We start from the raw sequence: 16,638 nt of genomic DNA on the forward strand, positions 1-16,638 counted from the left end.
CCCGGCGGTCGAGCCGCTTCACATGCTAGATAGTGGCGAGCTTTTGTTCCAGCGTCCGGCCGGTATCGTCCGACAGGGCCGCCTTAACCAGCGACTGCAATGTCAGGTGTCCATCCGGTGACTCCTTCAATCTCGGCAGTACGCTCATGATGCGCTCGAAGTTTCCCCAGCCGCGCACGTGCGTGTCGCCATAACCCTTGATAAGCCGCTGGGCACGGGCCACTTCCAGGGCCAGTTCAGGCCGCGCAGGCACGAGCGAGGCGATCTGCGCCAGCCATGCTTGCATGCGTTCGCGCTCCACCGCATAGCGCAAGGAGCTGCGGCGGATGCCGCGCAAAGCGCCCACGGCATACAGCAACAGGTAGCCGCTGAGGGAACTGGTGCGCACCACCCGGCCCTTGCGGGTGAAGGGACCGACACAGGCACGGGCGACGGAGCTGGACATCATCCAGCGTCCCAGCCACGCCGGCATGGCGTCGGCCAGTTCCTCCAGCCGGGGATGCATGAACTCGTTGATCTCGAGCTGCTGCGCCGGGGCTAGCCGCACCTCGGCGGCCACGCGGTCGAAACGCGCGGCGCGCGTCTTCAAATCGGCGACCCGGGCGACGTCCTCGTAGGTCATCCACAAGGCCAAGTGGCGGGCTGTCTCGGCCAGCACCTCCAGGCTCGCCGGACTGCGATCCGGCAAGGCATCCCGCAGGGGCCCGAGCCGGTCCAGGTATTCTCCCGCGTAGGCGATGTCCTGGTAATCCGCTGTACGTATCAGGCCGGCCCGTAGTATTGCGTGGCAGGCCTCGGGGAACTCGCGCACCAGGCGCTCGCGCAGGGCCGCCAGGCGCGGGCCGACGTCCGCCGGCAGGCCGTTGCCGCCGCCCGGGGCAGCCGGCGCAGCAGCCGGGGCGGCCGATGCCGGTACAGGGCCAGCGGACGGAATAGGTGCCGTGGCGCGCCGTACGGTGTGTTCCTGCAGGACCGGCTCGGCCGCCGGCGCCACGGGCACGGCAGCGGCAGCCGCGTCGTATCCCGCCGCGAACGCCCGCAGGCTGGCCTGCACGCCGATGCCGCCGCGCCGGATGGCCTCCTCGAAGCTCTCGCGCGGGAACGGCAGCGCCCCCGTGGCGGCCAGCGCCCCATACAGCACCGGGCTGATGGGGCTGCCCGCTTCCTCGGCGATGCGGTTGAAATCCGCCGCCACGAAACACCGGGAAGCGGCGCGCCCGCCCTCGAGCAGCGCAGCTGAATCGACCCGTTCGTCGCCCATGGCCGTGCGCTCGGTCATGGAGTAGACCCGGTGGGTGGAGGCGACCAGCGTGGTGCGGTCCTCGCTGACCAGGCCGCGCTGCAGCGCCCGGCCCGCTTCCATCAGCTCCGACGCGATGACGACGTCGACCTCCCCCGGCACCGGGCTGAGCGCCAGGACCGGTGCACTGCCCGGCGGCACGCCAGACTCGGGGAACATCTCGACGTAGTACACCGTGGCGCCGGTACGCTGGGCCACCCCCGGCACCGACGTAGTCTGCGCCAGGTAGCCTTTGTTCTCGGCCATGTCGACCAGCCAGTCGGCCAGCACCCCGCCGCCCTCGCCGCCCATGGCAAGGATCGCGATGGTGATGGCGCGCGGCCGGGCGGGCGCGCTTACTGGACCACCCTCCTGTCGCTGCGCGACATCCTCCCCGGGGGAGGACGCGCGCCCTTCGGGCGGCCGGGCGGGCGCGCTCATGCCGCCAAGCCCTGCAGCCGCCGGTCGATGCGGCGCTGCAGGCGGCCGATGAGGGCCCGCCGGACGCGGGCCTTGAAGCGGTCCCACGCGGTGGGGTTATTGATGATCTCGGCCCGGTAGAACGAGGGGCACAGCACCGCCGCGTGCGAGACCTCGCCGCACAGCCCGCAGCCGACGCAGCTGTCGATGACCGCGGCCACCGGGTCGCGCCGCAGCGGGTCGGGGTTGTCGCGGATGGTGAGCGACGGACAGCCGGACAGCCGGATACAGGAATGGTCGCCGGTACAGGTGTCGGGATCGACGCCGAAGCGCTCGCGCACCACGCGCTTGCCTTCGCCTATCATCTTGCGCATCAGCGGCCGCACCCGCCGCTGCTTGTTGAGCATGCATTCGCTCTGGGCGACGATGACCTTCGGCCCTTTTTCACGCGTGGTCAGCGCTTCGCGCAGCGTGTCGCGCATCTGCGCCACGCTATAGGTACGCGTCACCGTCCGCACCCATTTCACGCCCACGCCGCGCACCGCCTTTTCGATGGGGTTATTGGTGCTGCGGATGGGATTCTCGGCCTTGGACGACAATACATCCTGCCCGCCCGTGGCCGCGGAATAGCCGTTGTCCACCACCAGCAGCACGTTGTCGGTCTCGTTGAACACCGCGTTGCCTACGCCGCTGGTCAAGCCGTTGTGCCAGAACCCGCCGTCGCCCATGATGGAGATGGTGCGCCGGGAGGTCTCGCGGGTGTTCAAGGCCGACGCCCCGGCCCAGCCCAGGCCGTAGCCCATGGTGGTGGCGCCGATGTTGAACGGCGGCAGCACCGAGAACAAATGGCAGCCGATGTCGCAGCTGATGTGGTGCGAGCCCAGCTCGCGCTCGACCAGCTTGATGGCCGAGAAGATCGGCCGTTCCGGACAGCCGGTGCAGAACGATGGCGGTCGCCCCTGGACCTGGTCGGCGGCGCGCTGGATGGCAAACGCCTTGGGGTTGTCGGCCATCTTGGCCGGTGCCGCGCGGGCCGCACGAGGCAATGGCCGGCCTTCGAGCAAGCCCGGTTCGTAGCGGCGCACGTATTCCGCAACGCCCTTGAGCAATACGCCGCCCGTGTACTCGCCCGCCATCGGCAAGACATCCTTGCCATGCACCCGCGTGTTCAGGTCGGCCCGGCGCAGGATGGTGTTGACCGCCTGCTCGATGAAATCGGGCTGCCCCTCTTCCACGACCAGGATGCTGCGCTTGCCGGCGCAGAAGCGCACGAACTCCTCGTCCACCAGCGGATACGTTACGTTCAGCACGTACAGCGGCACCTGCGAATTGCCGAACGGATCGGCCAGCCCCAGCAGCTCCAGCGCGCGCAGCACGCCGTTGTACATGCCGCCCTGCATGACGATGCCGATGTCCTTGGCGTCGGCGGCGAAGAACTCGTTCATGCCGTGTTCGACGATATAGTGCACCGCCGCTGGCCAGCGCTTGGCGATCTTTTCCTGTTCGTGCAGATAGGAAGCGGGCGGCAAGACGATGCGGTTCACGTCGCGCTTTGGATTCTCGATGGCGTCCTTGAGCGTGAACGCCGGGCGCTTGTTGGCGCGCGTCTTGAAGCGCCCATGCACGTGACAGGCGCGAATGCGCAGTTCCAGCATCACCGGCGTATTGCTGGCCTCCGACAGCTCGAACCCCCGTTCGACCGCCGCCACCATGCTTTCCAGATTGGGCCGCGGATCGAGCAGCCATACCTGCGACTTCATCGCAAAGGCATGCGAGCGCTCCTGCATGATGCTGGACCCCTCGCCATAGTCCTCGCCCACGATCAGCAGCGCGCCCCCGGTCACCCCGCCCGAAGCCAGGTTGGCCAGCGCATCCGACGCCACGTTGGTCCCGACCGTGGACTTGAAGGTCACCGCCCCCCGCAGCGGATAGTTCACCGAAGCCGCCAGCGTCGCCGTAGCGGTAGCCTCCGACGCACTGTGCTCGAAATGCACCCCCAGCTCCGCCAGAATGTCATTCGCGTCCGTCAGCACGTCCATCAAATGCGAAATCGGCGCTCCCTGGTACCCGGCCACGTACGACACCCCGGACTGCAACAGCGCCTTGGTAACGGCCAGAATCCCCTCCCCCCGGAACTCCTCGCCCTCCCCCAGCCTCAGCTTGCCGACCTCGTTCGCGAACGAACGCTCCGCCATCGTCCGACCTCCCTGCCGCATGGTCATGGTGTTAGCACATCATTCTTCTCCAGCGACCAATCCCAGGCTAATGGTTTTTTCGTATATTCCACATTGGTTTGGTGAATACCTCGTAGAATCACTATAAGCAATATCCATCATCGCCGGCGAGCGCCCCAGCTACCGCAGGCCGGATTCGGGGTGGGCGCCGCGCCAAGGGGGCCGGAGGCGCATCCGAAGCCGCCGGCGAGGGCCGGCTGGACGGGGAAGCAAGGGCGCATCTGTTCGAGCGCGGCAGTAGGGGCAGTCCGGGGGACTGTCCCCGCGCGAGTTATGCGCCCGCCCCGTCCAGCCGGCCCTCGTCGGGAAGTCCCGGCAAAGCCGGGACCGGCTTCGCTGCGCCCCCGGCCCCCTTGGCGCGGCGCCCGCCCCGAATCCGGCCGCCTCAAGAACCCCAAACGGACAGCCGAACATGAACTTCCGTCAGCTAGACCTGAACCTCCTCCGCGTCCTGGTCGCCATCCACCAAACCCGCTCCGTCACCGCCGCCGGCAAAATGCTGGCCCTCTCCCAACCCGCCACCAGCAACGCCCTCGCCCGCCTGCGCTACTTCTTCGAAGACGAACTCTTCCTGCGCACCCCGCACGGCCTCATCCCCACCAGCGTCTGCGAACACGTCGCCCCCGCCGTCGCCGCCGAACTGCGATCGCTCGAAGCGCTGGTCACCGGCCGCGAAGAATTCGACCCCCAGCACAGCCACGCCGAATGGCGCGTCTCGATGTCGGACCTGGGCGAAATGACCTTCCTCCCCACGCTGGCCGCGGCGCTACATGCCGAAGCGCCGCACACCCAGCTGACCAACGTCTCGGTGCTGGCCGACGACGTCGCAGCCGCGCTCGAAGCGCGCGAGATCGACTTCTCCATCGGCATCCTGCATCCGAAGCAGCGCGGCATCCAGGCCGACGTGCTGTTCCACGAGCCTTACGTCGCGATCACCGCGCCCGACTGGACGCCCTTTCCCGGGCACAAAGGCAAGATATTGACACCCAGCGAACTGGCCTCGGCCTCGCTGCTGGTGGCATCCCCGACCGCCACCTTCCATGACAGCGTGCGCGACATGCTGACGCGCATGAAGCTGGACCATCGCATTGTCGTCCGGGCGCTGCATTTCGGCGCCCTGCCCGAAGTGGTGATGAATTCGCGCATGCTGGCCATCGTGCCGACGACCTACGCCCGCAATGCGCAGCCGCGCTATGGATTCAAGGTATGGACGCTGCCCTACGCACCGAGCTATGACGTGCGGCTGATCTGGCACGCCAATACCGCGCGCGATCCGTCGCTGCAATGGGTACGGGCGCTGGTGCACCGGCTGTTCGCGCAGCCGATTCCGCGCAAGGGCAAGCGCCCCGCGCGCAAGGCGGCGGAGGCCCGGGCTTAGAAATCAGCCCTGGGCCTTGGGACCCGGCGCCGCGCCTGCCTAGAGCCTCACTTCGCGCTGGATCGCTTCGCGCACCCGCGCGGCCATGGCGTGGCGGTGGTCGTCGTCGCCCGCCTCGGGCACGACCGCCGGCAGGTAGACCACCTGGACGGCGACGCCGGTGGTGCCCAGCACCCGCCAGGCGTTGCCCAGCAGGCTTTCATCGCCCACGTAGGCAGGCAGCGTGCTGCGTTCGCCATGGTGCAGATAGCGCAAGGCCACCGGCTGCACCGGTACGCCGGCACGGCGCGCCGGCTCGAACAAGCCCGCGTGGAAGGGCAGGACGTCCAGCCCGTCCGAGGTCGTGCCTTCCGGAAAGAGCCCGATCAACTGGCCGCGGTCGAAACGCTCGCGCATGGCCTGCGCCACGTAGTGCACGGCGCGCCGGCTGCCGCGATCGATGAACACCGTGCCGACGCCGGCAATCAACCACCCCAGCACCGGCCAATCGCGCAACTCGCGCTTGCCGACGAAGATGGTGCAGCGCACGCTGCTGAGTGCGTAGATGTCCAGCCACGACACGTGGTTGGCGATCAGCAGGGCCGGCCCGTCGACAGGCGGCCGGCCGCTGATGTAGACCCGGATGCCGCACCAGCGCAGCAGCCAGCGGGACCACCAGCTGTTGATCCGGTCGCGCCGCGCCACTTCGAACCGCCGGAACACGGTGGCCAGCACGATGAGCCCGAATATCACCCACAGGGTCACGAGCAGGAACCGCAGCGAGAACCGCAGCAGGTGGACGATAAAACGAAACCAGGCGCGCACGATCAGGCAATCACTCGTAGGCCACGTGGCCGGCCACGAGCGTCATGCGCACCTTGCCGGGAAGTTCCATGCCGAGGAAGGGCGTGTGCTTGCCCTGGCTGACGAGGGTCTGTTCGCTGACCTGCCAGTGCGCGTCGAGGTCGACCACGCAGAGGTCGGCCAGCGCACCCACCCCGAGCTGCCCGCACGAGGCCAGCACCTTGTTGCCCAGCACGCGGGCGGGCTCGCTGGTGACCCGCGCGACCGCTTGCGCCACCGGCACGCCGGCGTCCTGCGCCCACTTCAAGGCCAAGGACAACAACAGCTCCAGGCCCGTGGCGCCGGGTTCCGCCTCGCTAAAGGGCAAGAGCTTGTCGTCTTCGTCGACGGGCGTGTGGTCCGAACAAATGGCGTCGATGGTGCCGTCGGCCAGCGCGGCCCGGATCGCATCGCGGTCGCGCTGGCTGCGCAGCGGCGGGATCAGGCGGTAATGCGCATCGAAGTAGCCGATGTCCAGGTCGGTCAGGTGCACATGGTGCGCGCTGACGTCGCAAGTGACCGGCAGACCTTCGGCACGCGCACGGCGCACCAGTTCCAGGCCCGCGGCGCTGGAAATGCGGCACAGGTGCAGCCGCGCCCGCGTGGCGCGCTGCAGCTCGAACAAGGTATGCAAGGCGATGGTTTCGGCTTGCTCGGGAATACCGGGCAGGCCCAGCCGCGACGCCATGGCGCCGCTGGCAGCCACGCCCTCGCGCGCCAGCCACGGGTCTTCCGGCCGCAGCCATAGCGCATAGTCGAAGGTGCGCGCATATTGCATGGCGCGCAGCAGCACGTTGGTGTCGGTGACGTGCGTATCGGCTTGCGAGAAGGCCACGCATCCGGCTTCGACCAGCTCGGCCATCTCGGTGATGATTTCGCCTTTCAAGCCCACCGTCATCGCGCCCAGCGGATAGACGTGCGATTGATTGAGCTGGCGGGCGCGGTGCTTGAGCATTTCCACCAGGCCGGGCTCGTCGAGCACGGGGTCGGTGTCGGGCGGCAGCACCAGGCTGGTGACGCCGCCGGCCAGCGCCGCCTGCAGTTCGGACTCGAGCGTGGCTCGGTGCTCGAAGCCGGGCTCGCGCAGGCGGGCCGACAAGTCCACCAGGCCCGGCAATACCGCGAGGCCGCGGGCATCGATGACGCGATTGGCGGTGAAACCGGCGGGCGCCTGGCCGATGCCGACCACGCGGCCGGCGGCAATGTAGACGTCGTTGACCGCATCGATGCCGTTGGCCGGATCGATCAGGCGGCCGCCCTGGATATGGATTTTCATGGGGTCAAGCTCCTGCGACGATGCTCATGACGGCCATCCGGACCGCAATACCGAAAGTCACCTGGTTCAGTATGACGGCCTGCTTGCCGTCGGCGACCGGCGAGTCGATTTCCACGCCGCGGTTCATGGGTCCGGGATGCATGACGATGGCATCGGGCTTGGCCAGCGCCAGCTTTTCCTGGGTCAGGCCGTAGTGCTTGAAGTACTCCTGGGCCGACGGCAGCAGCGCGCCGCGCATGCGCTCGTTCTGCAGCCGCAGCATGATGACCACGTCCACGCCGCGCAGCCCCTCGGCCATGTCGGTGAACACGCGCACGCCCATTTGTTCAAGGCCGGAGGGCAGCAGCGTGAGCGGCCCGATGGCGCGCACTTCCGGCACGCCCAGCGTGGTCAGCGCGTGGATGTCCGAACGCGCCACGCGCGAATGCAGGATGTCGCCGACGATGGCCACCCTGAGCTGCGTGAAGTCCTTCTTGTAGTGGCGGATGGTGTACATGTCGAGCAGCCCCTGGGTGGGGTGCGCATGCCGGCCGTCGCCGGCGTTGATCACGTGCACGTGCGGTGCGACGTGCTGCGCGATCAGGTGCGGCGCGCCGCTGGATGCATGCCGCACGACGAACAGGTCGGCCTGCATGGCCGACAAGTTGTTGATCGTGTCCAGCAGCGATTCGCCCTTGCTGGCGGACGACGCGTTGATGTTGAGGTTGTAGACGTCGGCCGAGAGCCGCTTGGCCGCGATCTCGAATGTGGTGCGGGTACGCGTGGAGTTCTCGAAGAACAGATTGAACACGCTCTTGCCGCGCAGCAGCGGCACCTTCTTGATGTCGCGGTCGGCCAGCGGCACGAACGATTCCGCGGTATCGAGGATATGGTTCAGGATGGCGCGGGGCAATCCTTCCACGGTCAACAGATGGGTTAGCTCACCGTTGCTGTTGAGCTGCGGGTTACGCATGGTGCGGCTCCTGTGCCGGCAGGTTTTCGAAATCGAGCTTGAAGGCGTCCCCCACGCGCGAGAGCACCAGGTTCTGCCCCGGCGCCAGGTCGATGGTGGCGGCGGCGATGTCCGCGGCAATGGGCAGCTCGCGCCCGCCGCGGTCCACCAGCACGGCCAGCTTGATGGATGCCGGACGGCCATAGTCGAACAGTTCGTTCATGGCGGCGCGTATGGTGCGGCCGGTATAGAGCACGTCGTCGACCACGATCAGGTGCTTGTCGTCCACGTCGAACGAGATGGCCGAGGGCTTGACCTGCGGGTGCAGGCCGATGCGCGCGTAGTCGTCGCGATAGAAGCTGATGTCCAGCTTGCCCGGGGCGTCGGGCAGGCCGAGATCGCGATGCAGCCGGTCGGCGATCCAGGAGCCGCCGGAATGAATGCCGACCAGGTGCGTGCGGTCGGCGGGCAGTTCGCCCAGCAGGCCCCGCACGGCTTCGAGCAGCCGCGTATAGAGCGCCTCGGCATCGAGGTGGGAGGTAGGTGGGTTCATGGCAGTCTCGGATGAGGGAAACGGTAGTCAGCCTGTTTCGCGCGGCGGCGGATGGGACAGGACTGGCGAACGGGCATCGAAATAGCTCTGAAGAATGATGGCGGCGGCCACCGCGTCCACCCGCAGTCCGCGGCCTGCTGCGCCCATTTCCGACTGCGCGGCCAGGCTGGTGCCGCGTTCGTCCACCAGCTCGACCGGCAGGCCGTAGCGCCCGTGCAATTGGTTGGCGAAGCGGCGGCACAGGGCGGTCATGGGCTGCTCGCCGCCGTCGGCGTCCAGTGCCAGGCCGACCACCAGCCGCGAGGGCTGCCATTCGCGCAGCAGTTGTTCGACGCGGGCGAACCGCGCTTCGCGCGTGGTATTGGCGAACACCTCCAGCGGACGCGCGTGGCCGGTGAGCGTGTTGCCGACGGCGACGCCTATGAACTGGGTTCCGTAGTCGAATGCGAGCAGCGTTTCGTCAGGCATGGCCGGCTTCGCCCGCCAGCATGATCGGGGCTATGCCCAGCAGCGCCAGCGCGGCGTCGAAACGCTCGGCGGGCGGAACGTTGAAGATGATCTCGGGCGTGGCGGACACGCTCAGCCAGGCGTTCTCGGAGATTTCGTCCTCGAGCTGGCCGGCTTCCCACCCGGCATAGCCCAGCGTGACCAGCAGCTGGCCCGGGCCCTGCCCTTCGGATACCGCTTGCAGCACGTCGCGCGAAGTGGTGAGGGCCAGGTCGCCGACCTTGATGGAAGAGTTGTATTCCCCGACCGGCGCGTGAAGCACGAAGCCGCGGTCGGTCTGGACCGGGCCGCCGAAGAACACGGGGGACTCGGCCCGGTCGGGATCGCTCAGGGACAATTCGATGCGTTCGAACAGGGACGCCAAGGTGAGGTCGGTGGGCCGGTTGATGACCAGGCCCAGCGCCCCCTTGGGCGTGTGCTCGCAGACGTAGATCACCGCGCCGGCAAAGTTCGGATCCGCCATGCCGGGCATAGCGATCAGGAACTGATTCGTGAGATCGATATTGGCGCGTTCGCTCATACCCGAATTGTAATCGCCCTGGGACGGCTCAGATCTCGACCATCTCAAAATCTTCCTTGCGGGCGCCGCATTCCGGACAAACCCAATTGGGCGGCACGTCTTCCCATTTGGTTCCAGGAGGAATTCCTTCCTCGGGCAGGCCGGCCGCTTCATCGTAGATCCAGCCGCAAATCAGACACATCCAGGTACGCATGATCTCAATTATTACTCAACCCCGTCCCCGCGAACCGGGAACCTCCGGGCATCTATTAGAATCTCGCATCTTACCGAAACACCGTGGGCCGCGCCCGGTCCCATCCGAGTGGCCCGCTTTTCGAGATCTTTCGTTGCCAGCCGCCCCCACGCCGCCTCTCGTTCTGACCTTCGCTCCTTCCGACCCCAGCGCCGGAAGCGGTATCCAGGCCGACCTGCTGACCTGCGCCAGCATGGGCTGCCATGCGCTGACGGTCATGACCGGTTACACCGTGCAGGACTCCGCCGGCCTGGAGGACGCCGAGGCCATCGCGCCGGAATGGATAGACGACCAGGCCCGAAGCCTGCTCGAGGACATGCCGGTGCGCGCCTTCAAGGTGGGCGGGCTGTTCGCGGCGGAGGCGGTGGCGGCGGTGGCCGAGATCCTGGCCGATTATTCGGCCGTGCCGGTGGTGCTGCACCTGGGCGCCGACCCGCCGGACACCGACGATGCGGAAATGGAAGACACCGCCGAGGAAGTCATGGCGGCGACGCTCGAGCTGCTGATCCCGCAAGCGACCGTGGTGGTGGCCGATGGCCTGCGCCTGGCGCAGCTGGCGGCCGACGGCTTGCTCGAGACCGACTCGCCCGAGGAAACCGCGGCCCAGGCCTTGCTGCGCCGCGGTGCCGCCTGGGTCCTGACCACCGGGCTGCACCAACCGGGGGACATCGTCGTCAACACCTTGCGCGGCGGCGGCGATTCGGCCGCCGAGCCGGCCGGCGAATACCGCTGGCCGCGGCTGCCCGGCAATTTCCGCGGCGCCGGCGCGACGCTCTCGGCAGCGCTGGCGGCCCTGCTGGCCAACGGCATGGAAGTACGCGACGCGGTCCCGGAAGCGCAAGAGTACACGTGGCGGTCGCTGGCATCCGGCTTCCAGCCGGGCATGGGCCGCCTGCTGCCCGACCGGTTTTTCTGGGCGCGGCAAGGCGACGAACCGGCCGCGCCGGGCGCCGACGGCTCGCCATCCGGCCCCACCGAGGACGCGTCATGAGCACCCCCGATACCCCCGACGCGGCAATGGCCAGCCCCATGCGCGGACTCTACGGCATTACGCCGGAATGGGACGACACCGCCCAATTGGTGGCGGCTGTCGAGGCCGCTGCACGCGGCGGCCTGCGCGCCGTGCAGCTGCGCCGCAAGCTGGCAACTCCGGCCAAGCGGCTGGAACAGGCACGGGCCCTGCGTGCCGCGTGCGGCCGGCTGGGCGTAGTGCTCATCATCAACGACGACTGGCGGCTGGCGCTCGATGCGGGCGCCGACGGCGTGCACCTGGGCCGCGATGATGGCGACATCGCCCAGGCCCGGCAGGCCGGCGGACCGGCGCTGCTGATCGGCGCCTCCTGTTATAACGAACCCGAGCGCGCCCGCGCGGCGCTGGCGGCCGGCGCCGACCACGTTGCCTTTGGCGCGGTGTTCGATTCGCCCACCAAGCCGGCGGCCGTGCGGGCGCCGCTGTCCTGCCTGGCCGACGCCCACCGGTTGAGGCTGCCCGGCGCGAGCCGGCCGACGCGCCCGGCCATCGTGGCCATAGGCGGCATCACGCCCGCCAATGCGGGGCAGGCGGTCGCGGCTGGCGCCGATGCCCTGGCCGTCATCACCGCGCTGTTCGGCGCGTCCGATATCGAGGCCGCGGCACGCGCCTTCGCCCGGGCCTGGACCGCCGACCCGGCCGGCAATTCCTCTAGCAAGGCTTGATCATGATCCGCAACGCTGAACTGTTCGAACGCGCCTGCCGCACCATTCCCGGCGGCGTCAATTCGCCCGTGCGCGCCTTCCGCTCCGTGGGCGGCACGCCGCCCTTCATCGAGCGCGCCTCCGGCCCCTATATCTGGGATGCGGACAAAAAGCAGTACATCGACTACGTGGGATCGTGGGGCCCGGCCATCCTCGGCCACGCGCACCCCGAGGTGGTCCGCGCGGTCCAAAACGCCGCGGTCAACGGCCTGTCGTTCGGCGCGCCCACCGAGGCCGAGGTCGAACTGGCCGAGATGCTGGTGCACCGGTTGCCCTCGATCGAGCAGGTGCGCCTGGTCAGCTCGGGCACCGAGGCGACCATGAGCGCCATCCGCCTGGCACGGGGCTTCACCGGCCGCGCCAAGATCATCAAGTTCGAAGGCTGCTACCACGGCCACGCCGACAGCCTGCTGGTCAAGGCGGGATCGGGCCTGCTGACCTTCGGCAACCCGACCTCGGCCGGCGTGCCGCCGGAGTTCACCGCCCACACGCTGGTGCTGGACTACAACGACATCGCCGCCGTCGAAGCTGCCTTCAAGCAGTACGGCAACGACATCGCCTGCGTCATCGTGGAGCCCGTGGCGGGCAACATGAACCTGGTCAAGCCGGTTCCCGGCTTCCTCGAGGCGCTGCGCGAGCAATGCACGCGGCACGGCGCGGTGCTGATCTTCGACGAGGTCATGACCGGTTTCCGCGTCGGCCCGCAAGGCGTGCAGGGGCGCACCGGCATCGTGCCGGACCTCACTACCCTGGCCAAGGTGATCGGCGGCGGCATGCCGATCGGCGCGTTCGGCGGCCGGCGCGACATCATGGCGCACATCGCGCCGCTGGGCGCGGTCTACCAGGCGGGCACGCTGTCAGGCAACCCGGTGGCCGTGGCAGCCGGCATCACCACGCTGCGGCTGCTGGCCGAACCGGGCTTCTACGAACGGCTCGAGGCCCAGGCCGGCAAGCTGGTGCAAGGCCTGCGCGCCGCCGCCGCCAGCGCCGGCGTGCCCTTTGCCGCCGACCACATAGGCGGCATGATCGGCCTGTACTTCCGCGACTCCGTGCCGGCCTCGCTGGCGGACGTGTCGGCCTCGGATACCGCGGCCTTCAACAAGTTCTTCCATGCGGCGCTGGCGCGCGGCGTGAACTTCGCGCCGTCGGCATTCGAGGCGGGCTTCGTCTCGATCGCGCACGACGACGAGGTCATCGCCCGCACCGTCGCCATCGCCGGCGAAGCTTTCGCCGAACTCAACCCTTGACCGCCCGGCGCGGGACCGCCCGCGCCGCATTGCACTTTTCCGCTCCGCGAGGACACTCATGGCCGTGAATCTTCACATCCCCGCCCCCGAACAGGTTTTCCCGGTGGACGGCATCGACATCGGCGTCACCGAGGCCGGCATCCGCAAGGCCGGCCGGCGCGACCTGACCGTATTCCGCCTGGCCGAAGGCACGAGCGTGGCCGGCGTGTTCACCCGCAACCGGTTCCGCGCCGCGCCTGTGCTGGTGTGCGAAGAACATCTGGCGCAGTCGCTGCCTATCCGTGCCATGGTGGTCAATACCGGCAATGCCAACGCCGGCACCGGCGAACCAGGCCTGGCGGCCGCGCGGGCCACCTGCGACGCCGTCGCCCGGCTGCTGGGCATCGATGCGCGCCAGGTGCTGCCTTTCTCGACCGGCGTGATCCTGGAGGCGCTGCCGGTAGACCGCATCGAAGCCGGCCTGCCGGCGGCCGTCAAGGCGCTCGCGCCGGGCAACTGGACCGAGGCGGCGCACGGCATCATGACCACCGACACGCTGCCCAAGATCGTCTCGAGCAAGGCCAACATCGGCGGACACCAGATCACCATTACCGGCATCAGCAAGGGCGCCGGCATGATCCGGCCCAACATGGCCACCATGCTGGGCTTCCTGGCCACCGATGCGGCCATCGCGCAGGACGTGCTCCAGCGCATGGTGGGACAGATCGCCGACGTGTCGTTCAACCGGATCACGGTGGATGGCGACACCTCCACCAACGACTCCTTCATCGTCGCCGCCACCGGCCGCGCCGGCCTGCGCATCGAGTCGGAGAACGATCCGCTCTACCCGGAACTGCTGGCGACGCTGAAGGCTGCCGCGACCGAGCTGGCGCAGCTCATCGTGCGCGATGCCGAGGGCGCTACCAAGTTCATCACCATCCGCGTCGAAGAAGCCGGCACCCAGGAAGAAGCGCTCAAGGTCGCCTACTCCGTAGCCCATTCGCCGCTGGTCAAGACCGCCTTCTATGCGTCGGATCCCAACCTGGGCCGGATCCTGGCAGCCATCGGCTACGCCGGCATCGACGACCTCGACGTGGGCCGCGTCAACCTGTGGCTGGACGACGTGTGGGTCGCCAGGAACGGCGGGCGCAATCCCGACTATCGCGAAGAAGATGGCCAGCGGGTGATGAAGCAGGCGGAAATAGCGGTCCGGATCGCGCTGGGACGCGGCAACGTGGCCGAGACGGTCTACACCTGCGACTTCTCGCACGAATACGTGAGCATCAACGCCGACTACCGGTCCTAGGAGAACAACAGCCGTGCCCAACCAAACGCCGTCCCAGGTCGATCTCGCGTCCTTCCTGCAGCGGGCCGAACGCGTGCTGGCCCAGCTCGAGGCCTGGCTGCCGCCCGCGCCGCCCCCGGTAGACTGGTCCTCGCACGCCTTCCGCTGGCGCAAGCGCGGTTCGCGCGGCTGGCTGGAACCCGTGCGGCACGTGGCCACGATCGCGCTGGACGACCTGCAGCACATCGACCGCCAGAAAGGCGTCATCGACCGCAACACCATCCAGTTCCTGGAAGGCAAGCCCGCCAACAACGTCCTGATGACAGGCGCGCGCGGGACCGGCAAGAGCTCGCTGGTCAAGGCCATGCTGGCGGCCTACGGCGAACGCGGCCTGCGCCTGATCGAGGTCGACAAGAGCGACCTGGGCGACCTGCAGGAAATCGTGGAAGCGGTGGCCGAGCGGCCCGAGCGCTTCATCATCTTCTGCGACGACCTTTCCTTCGAGGAAGGCGAAGCCGGCTACAAGGCGCTCAAGTCCGTGCTGGACGGCTCCATCGCCGCCTCGACCAAGAACGTGCTGATCTACGCCACCTCCAACCGGCGCCACTTGATGCCGGAGTACATGCACGAGAACCTCGAGGCCAAGCACCAGAGCGACGGCGAGATCCATCCCGGCGAAACGGTAGAAGAAAAGATATCGCTGTCCGAGCGTTTCGGGCTGTGGCTGTCGTTCTATCCCTTCAAGCAGGATGACTACCTGGACATCGTCGCGCATTGGCTGCGCGAGCTCGGCTGCAGCGAGGAGTCCATCGCCCAGGCGCGCACCGAGGCGCTGCAGTGGACGCTGGAACGGGGTTCGCGTTCGGGGCGGGTGGCCTGGCAGTTCGCCAAGGACTGGGCGGGGAGGAATAGTCCCCCCCCTACGCGCTGACGCGCGCCCCCCAGGGGGCGATGCGGGTGGACCGGCGGAGCCGGATCCACCGCATCCTGGGTCGGGAAAGGGCATCTTGGCTTGGGGCGGGGGTGCTAGATTTGGGCCCCGCCTTAGGGCAGTCCCCGGGGGGTTCTGATCGTGGATATTGAGGAAGTCATCTGGTGAGTACGAACGGTAGCGCTGCGGGGAAGGTGGTGGATGTCGCGGTGGGGGTGATGCTCCAGCGGGACGGGCGGCTGTTGCTGGGGCAGCGGCCGGCGGGCAAGGCTTATGCGGGGTGGTGGGAGTTGCCGGGCGGCAAGCTGGAGCCGGGGGAAACGGTGCTGGAGGCGCTGGCGCGGGAGCTGCACGAGGAACTGGGCGTGACGGTGCGGGAGTCGTCGACCTGGGTCACGCATGTCCATGCGTATTCCCATGCAACGGTCAGGCTTTACTTCTGCCGGGTAACGCGCTGGGAAGGCGAGCCGCGCGGACTGGAATCGCAGGCGCTGCAGTGGGCGCGGGTCCGCACCGCCAGCGCGGCCGAGGTGGATGCCGCGCGCCGGGATCGGGAGCAACGGGTGGCGGCGCTGGAAGCGCGCATTGCCCGCGGCGAGCAGCCGGTCGACCTCGAGGCGGCCCAGGCACGTGCACAGGCGCCGGAGGATGCGTTGGGGCTGGCGCTGGACCCCGGCATCGGCCCTGTCCTTCCGGCGACCCTGCCGCCGCTGCGCTGGCTGCATGTGCCAGGCACCTATGCGATTACGAACATCGGCGCGCCCGGCAACGTAGAACCGTTCCTGCGGCGGCTCGATGCCGCGCTCGCCTCGGGCTTGCAATTGATCCAATTCCGCGAGCCGGGCTGGCCCGGCGGTCCGGCCGACGAGGCGCTGCGGGGCGTGTTGCAAAAGGTGGTGGCGCGTGCCCGCGCCGCCGGCGCGCAAGTGCTGCTGAACAGCGTGCATCCGGCCGATTGGCTCGCCGATGCCGACGGCCTGCACCTGCGTGCGGCCGATATTCCGGAGGGGCGGCCCGAACTGCCGCCCGGCGCCCGGTTGGGGGTCTCAGCCCATGACGCCGCGGAACTCGAGCGGGCGCGGCGGCTGGATGCGGATTTCGCGGTTCTCGGGCCGGTACTCCCAACGGCCTCGCACCCGGGGCAGCCGGGCATGGGCTGGGATGCGTTCTCCGCGCTCGCGCTCCATGCCGGCCTGCCGGTGTTCGCGCTGGGCGGACAATCGCCCGAAACGCGCACGGCGGCGATCGCCCATGGCGCCCACGGCATAGCGGGCATCGGCGCCTTCTGGGGCGATTGAAGCCGGAGTGCG

General features: G+C 68.5%; 16 protein-coding genes. 7 read left to right on the forward strand and 9 right to left on the reverse strand.

Annotated elements, in window-relative coordinates:
- Window positions 1–25: 25 nt before the first annotated feature.
- Together QHC78_RS14045 and QHC78_RS14050 are read right to left on the reverse strand one after the other, a co-directional pair.
- Window positions 26–1,720, reverse strand: a complete 1,695-nt coding sequence (locus tag QHC78_RS14045) for an indolepyruvate oxidoreductase subunit beta family protein (protein ID WP_319745545.1) — start codon at window positions 1,718–1,720, stop codon at window positions 26–28.
- The gene (locus tag QHC78_RS14050) at window positions 1,717–3,894 is read right to left on the reverse strand and encodes an indolepyruvate ferredoxin oxidoreductase subunit alpha (protein WP_319745547.1); all 2,178 of its coding nucleotides are present in this window, start codon (window positions 3,892–3,894) and stop codon (window positions 1,717–1,719) included. The genes QHC78_RS14045 and QHC78_RS14050 overlap by 4 nt, the downstream gene beginning before the upstream one ends.
- Window positions 3,895–4,345: 451 nt before the next feature.
- Here QHC78_RS14050 and QHC78_RS14055 point away from each other — a divergent pair, with 451 nt between their 5' ends.
- Entirely contained in the window at window positions 4,346–5,311 is a 966-nt protein-coding gene (locus QHC78_RS14055) for a LysR family transcriptional regulator (RefSeq protein ID WP_319745549.1), read from the forward strand.
- Window positions 5,312–5,350: 39 nt separating this feature from the next.
- On the opposite strand, the gene QHC78_RS14060 is transcribed toward QHC78_RS14055, so the two are convergent.
- The 7 genes from QHC78_RS14060 to QHC78_RS14090 are packed head-to-tail and all read right to left on the reverse strand — an operon-like array spanning window position 5,351 to window position 10,113.
- A complete protein-coding gene (locus QHC78_RS14060) occupies window positions 5,351–6,115 on the reverse strand; it encodes a lysophospholipid acyltransferase family protein (protein WP_319745551.1) in 765 nt (254 codons plus the stop codon).
- 10 nt (window positions 6,116–6,125) lie between these two features.
- The gene (locus tag QHC78_RS14065; RefSeq protein WP_319745552.1) at window positions 6,126–7,409 is read right to left on the reverse strand and encodes a dihydroorotase; all 1,284 of its coding nucleotides are present in this window, start codon (window positions 7,407–7,409) and stop codon (window positions 6,126–6,128) included.
- Window positions 7,410–7,413: 4 nt separating this feature from the next.
- Entirely contained in the window at window positions 7,414–8,361 is a 948-nt protein-coding gene (locus tag QHC78_RS14070) for an aspartate carbamoyltransferase catalytic subunit (RefSeq protein WP_319745554.1), read from the reverse strand.
- A complete protein-coding gene (gene pyrR / locus QHC78_RS14075; RefSeq protein ID WP_319745556.1) occupies window positions 8,354–8,893 on the reverse strand; it encodes a bifunctional pyr operon transcriptional regulator/uracil phosphoribosyltransferase PyrR in 540 nt (179 codons plus the stop codon). Before pyrR ends, QHC78_RS14070 begins: the two co-directional genes overlap by 8 nt.
- A 27-nt stretch (window positions 8,894–8,920) precedes the next feature.
- Window positions 8,921–9,361, reverse strand: coding sequence for a Holliday junction resolvase RuvX (ruvX, locus tag QHC78_RS14080; protein WP_319745559.1), 441 nt, complete (start codon window positions 9,359–9,361; stop codon window positions 8,921–8,923).
- Window positions 9,354–9,920 carry a YqgE/AlgH family protein gene (locus tag QHC78_RS14085; RefSeq protein ID WP_319745561.1) on the reverse strand — a complete coding sequence of 189 codons (567 nt, stop codon included), beginning with the start codon at window positions 9,918–9,920 and terminating at the stop codon, window positions 9,354–9,356. The genes ruvX and QHC78_RS14085 overlap by 8 nt, the downstream gene beginning before the upstream one ends.
- 28 nt (window positions 9,921–9,948) lie before the next feature.
- On the reverse strand, window positions 9,949–10,113 hold the full coding sequence (locus QHC78_RS14090; protein ID WP_087780643.1) for a rubredoxin: 165 nt from the start codon (window positions 10,111–10,113) through the stop codon (window positions 9,949–9,951).
- 133 nt (window positions 10,114–10,246) lie between these two features.
- Between QHC78_RS14090 and thiD the strand changes: the two genes are divergently transcribed.
- From thiD to QHC78_RS14120, 6 genes are all read left to right on the forward strand, one after another.
- Entirely contained in the window at window positions 10,247–11,143 is an 897-nt protein-coding gene (thiD, locus tag QHC78_RS14095) for a bifunctional hydroxymethylpyrimidine kinase/phosphomethylpyrimidine kinase (protein WP_319745563.1), read from the forward strand.
- Complete coding sequence (gene thiE, locus QHC78_RS14100) at window positions 11,140–11,847, forward strand: thiamine phosphate synthase (RefSeq protein ID WP_319745565.1); 708 nt, start codon at window positions 11,140–11,142, stop codon at window positions 11,845–11,847. The genes thiD and thiE overlap by 4 nt, the downstream gene beginning before the upstream one ends.
- A 2-nt stretch (window positions 11,848–11,849) precedes the next feature.
- Complete coding sequence (hemL, locus tag QHC78_RS14105; RefSeq protein WP_319745567.1) at window positions 11,850–13,133, forward strand: glutamate-1-semialdehyde 2,1-aminomutase; 1,284 nt, start codon at window positions 11,850–11,852, stop codon at window positions 13,131–13,133.
- Between the two features lie 58 nt (window positions 13,134–13,191).
- Window positions 13,192–14,418 (forward strand): bifunctional glutamate N-acetyltransferase/amino-acid acetyltransferase ArgJ, encoded by a 1,227-nt coding sequence (gene argJ / locus QHC78_RS14110; RefSeq protein WP_319745569.1) that lies wholly within the window; start codon window positions 13,192–13,194, stop codon window positions 14,416–14,418.
- Between the two features lie 13 nt (window positions 14,419–14,431).
- Complete coding sequence (locus QHC78_RS14115; RefSeq protein WP_319745570.1) at window positions 14,432–15,328, forward strand: ATP-binding protein; 897 nt, start codon at window positions 14,432–14,434, stop codon at window positions 15,326–15,328.
- A gap of 164 nt (window positions 15,329–15,492) precedes the next feature.
- Window positions 15,493–16,626 (forward strand): thiamine phosphate synthase, encoded by a 1,134-nt coding sequence (locus QHC78_RS14120; RefSeq protein WP_319745572.1) that lies wholly within the window; start codon window positions 15,493–15,495, stop codon window positions 16,624–16,626.
- Window positions 16,627–16,638: the final 12 nt, after the last annotated feature.

The sequence above is a fragment of the Pigmentiphaga sp. genome (genome assembly GCF_033795525.1).
GTDB lineage: Bacteria > Pseudomonadota > Gammaproteobacteria > Burkholderiales > Burkholderiaceae_B > Pigmentiphaga.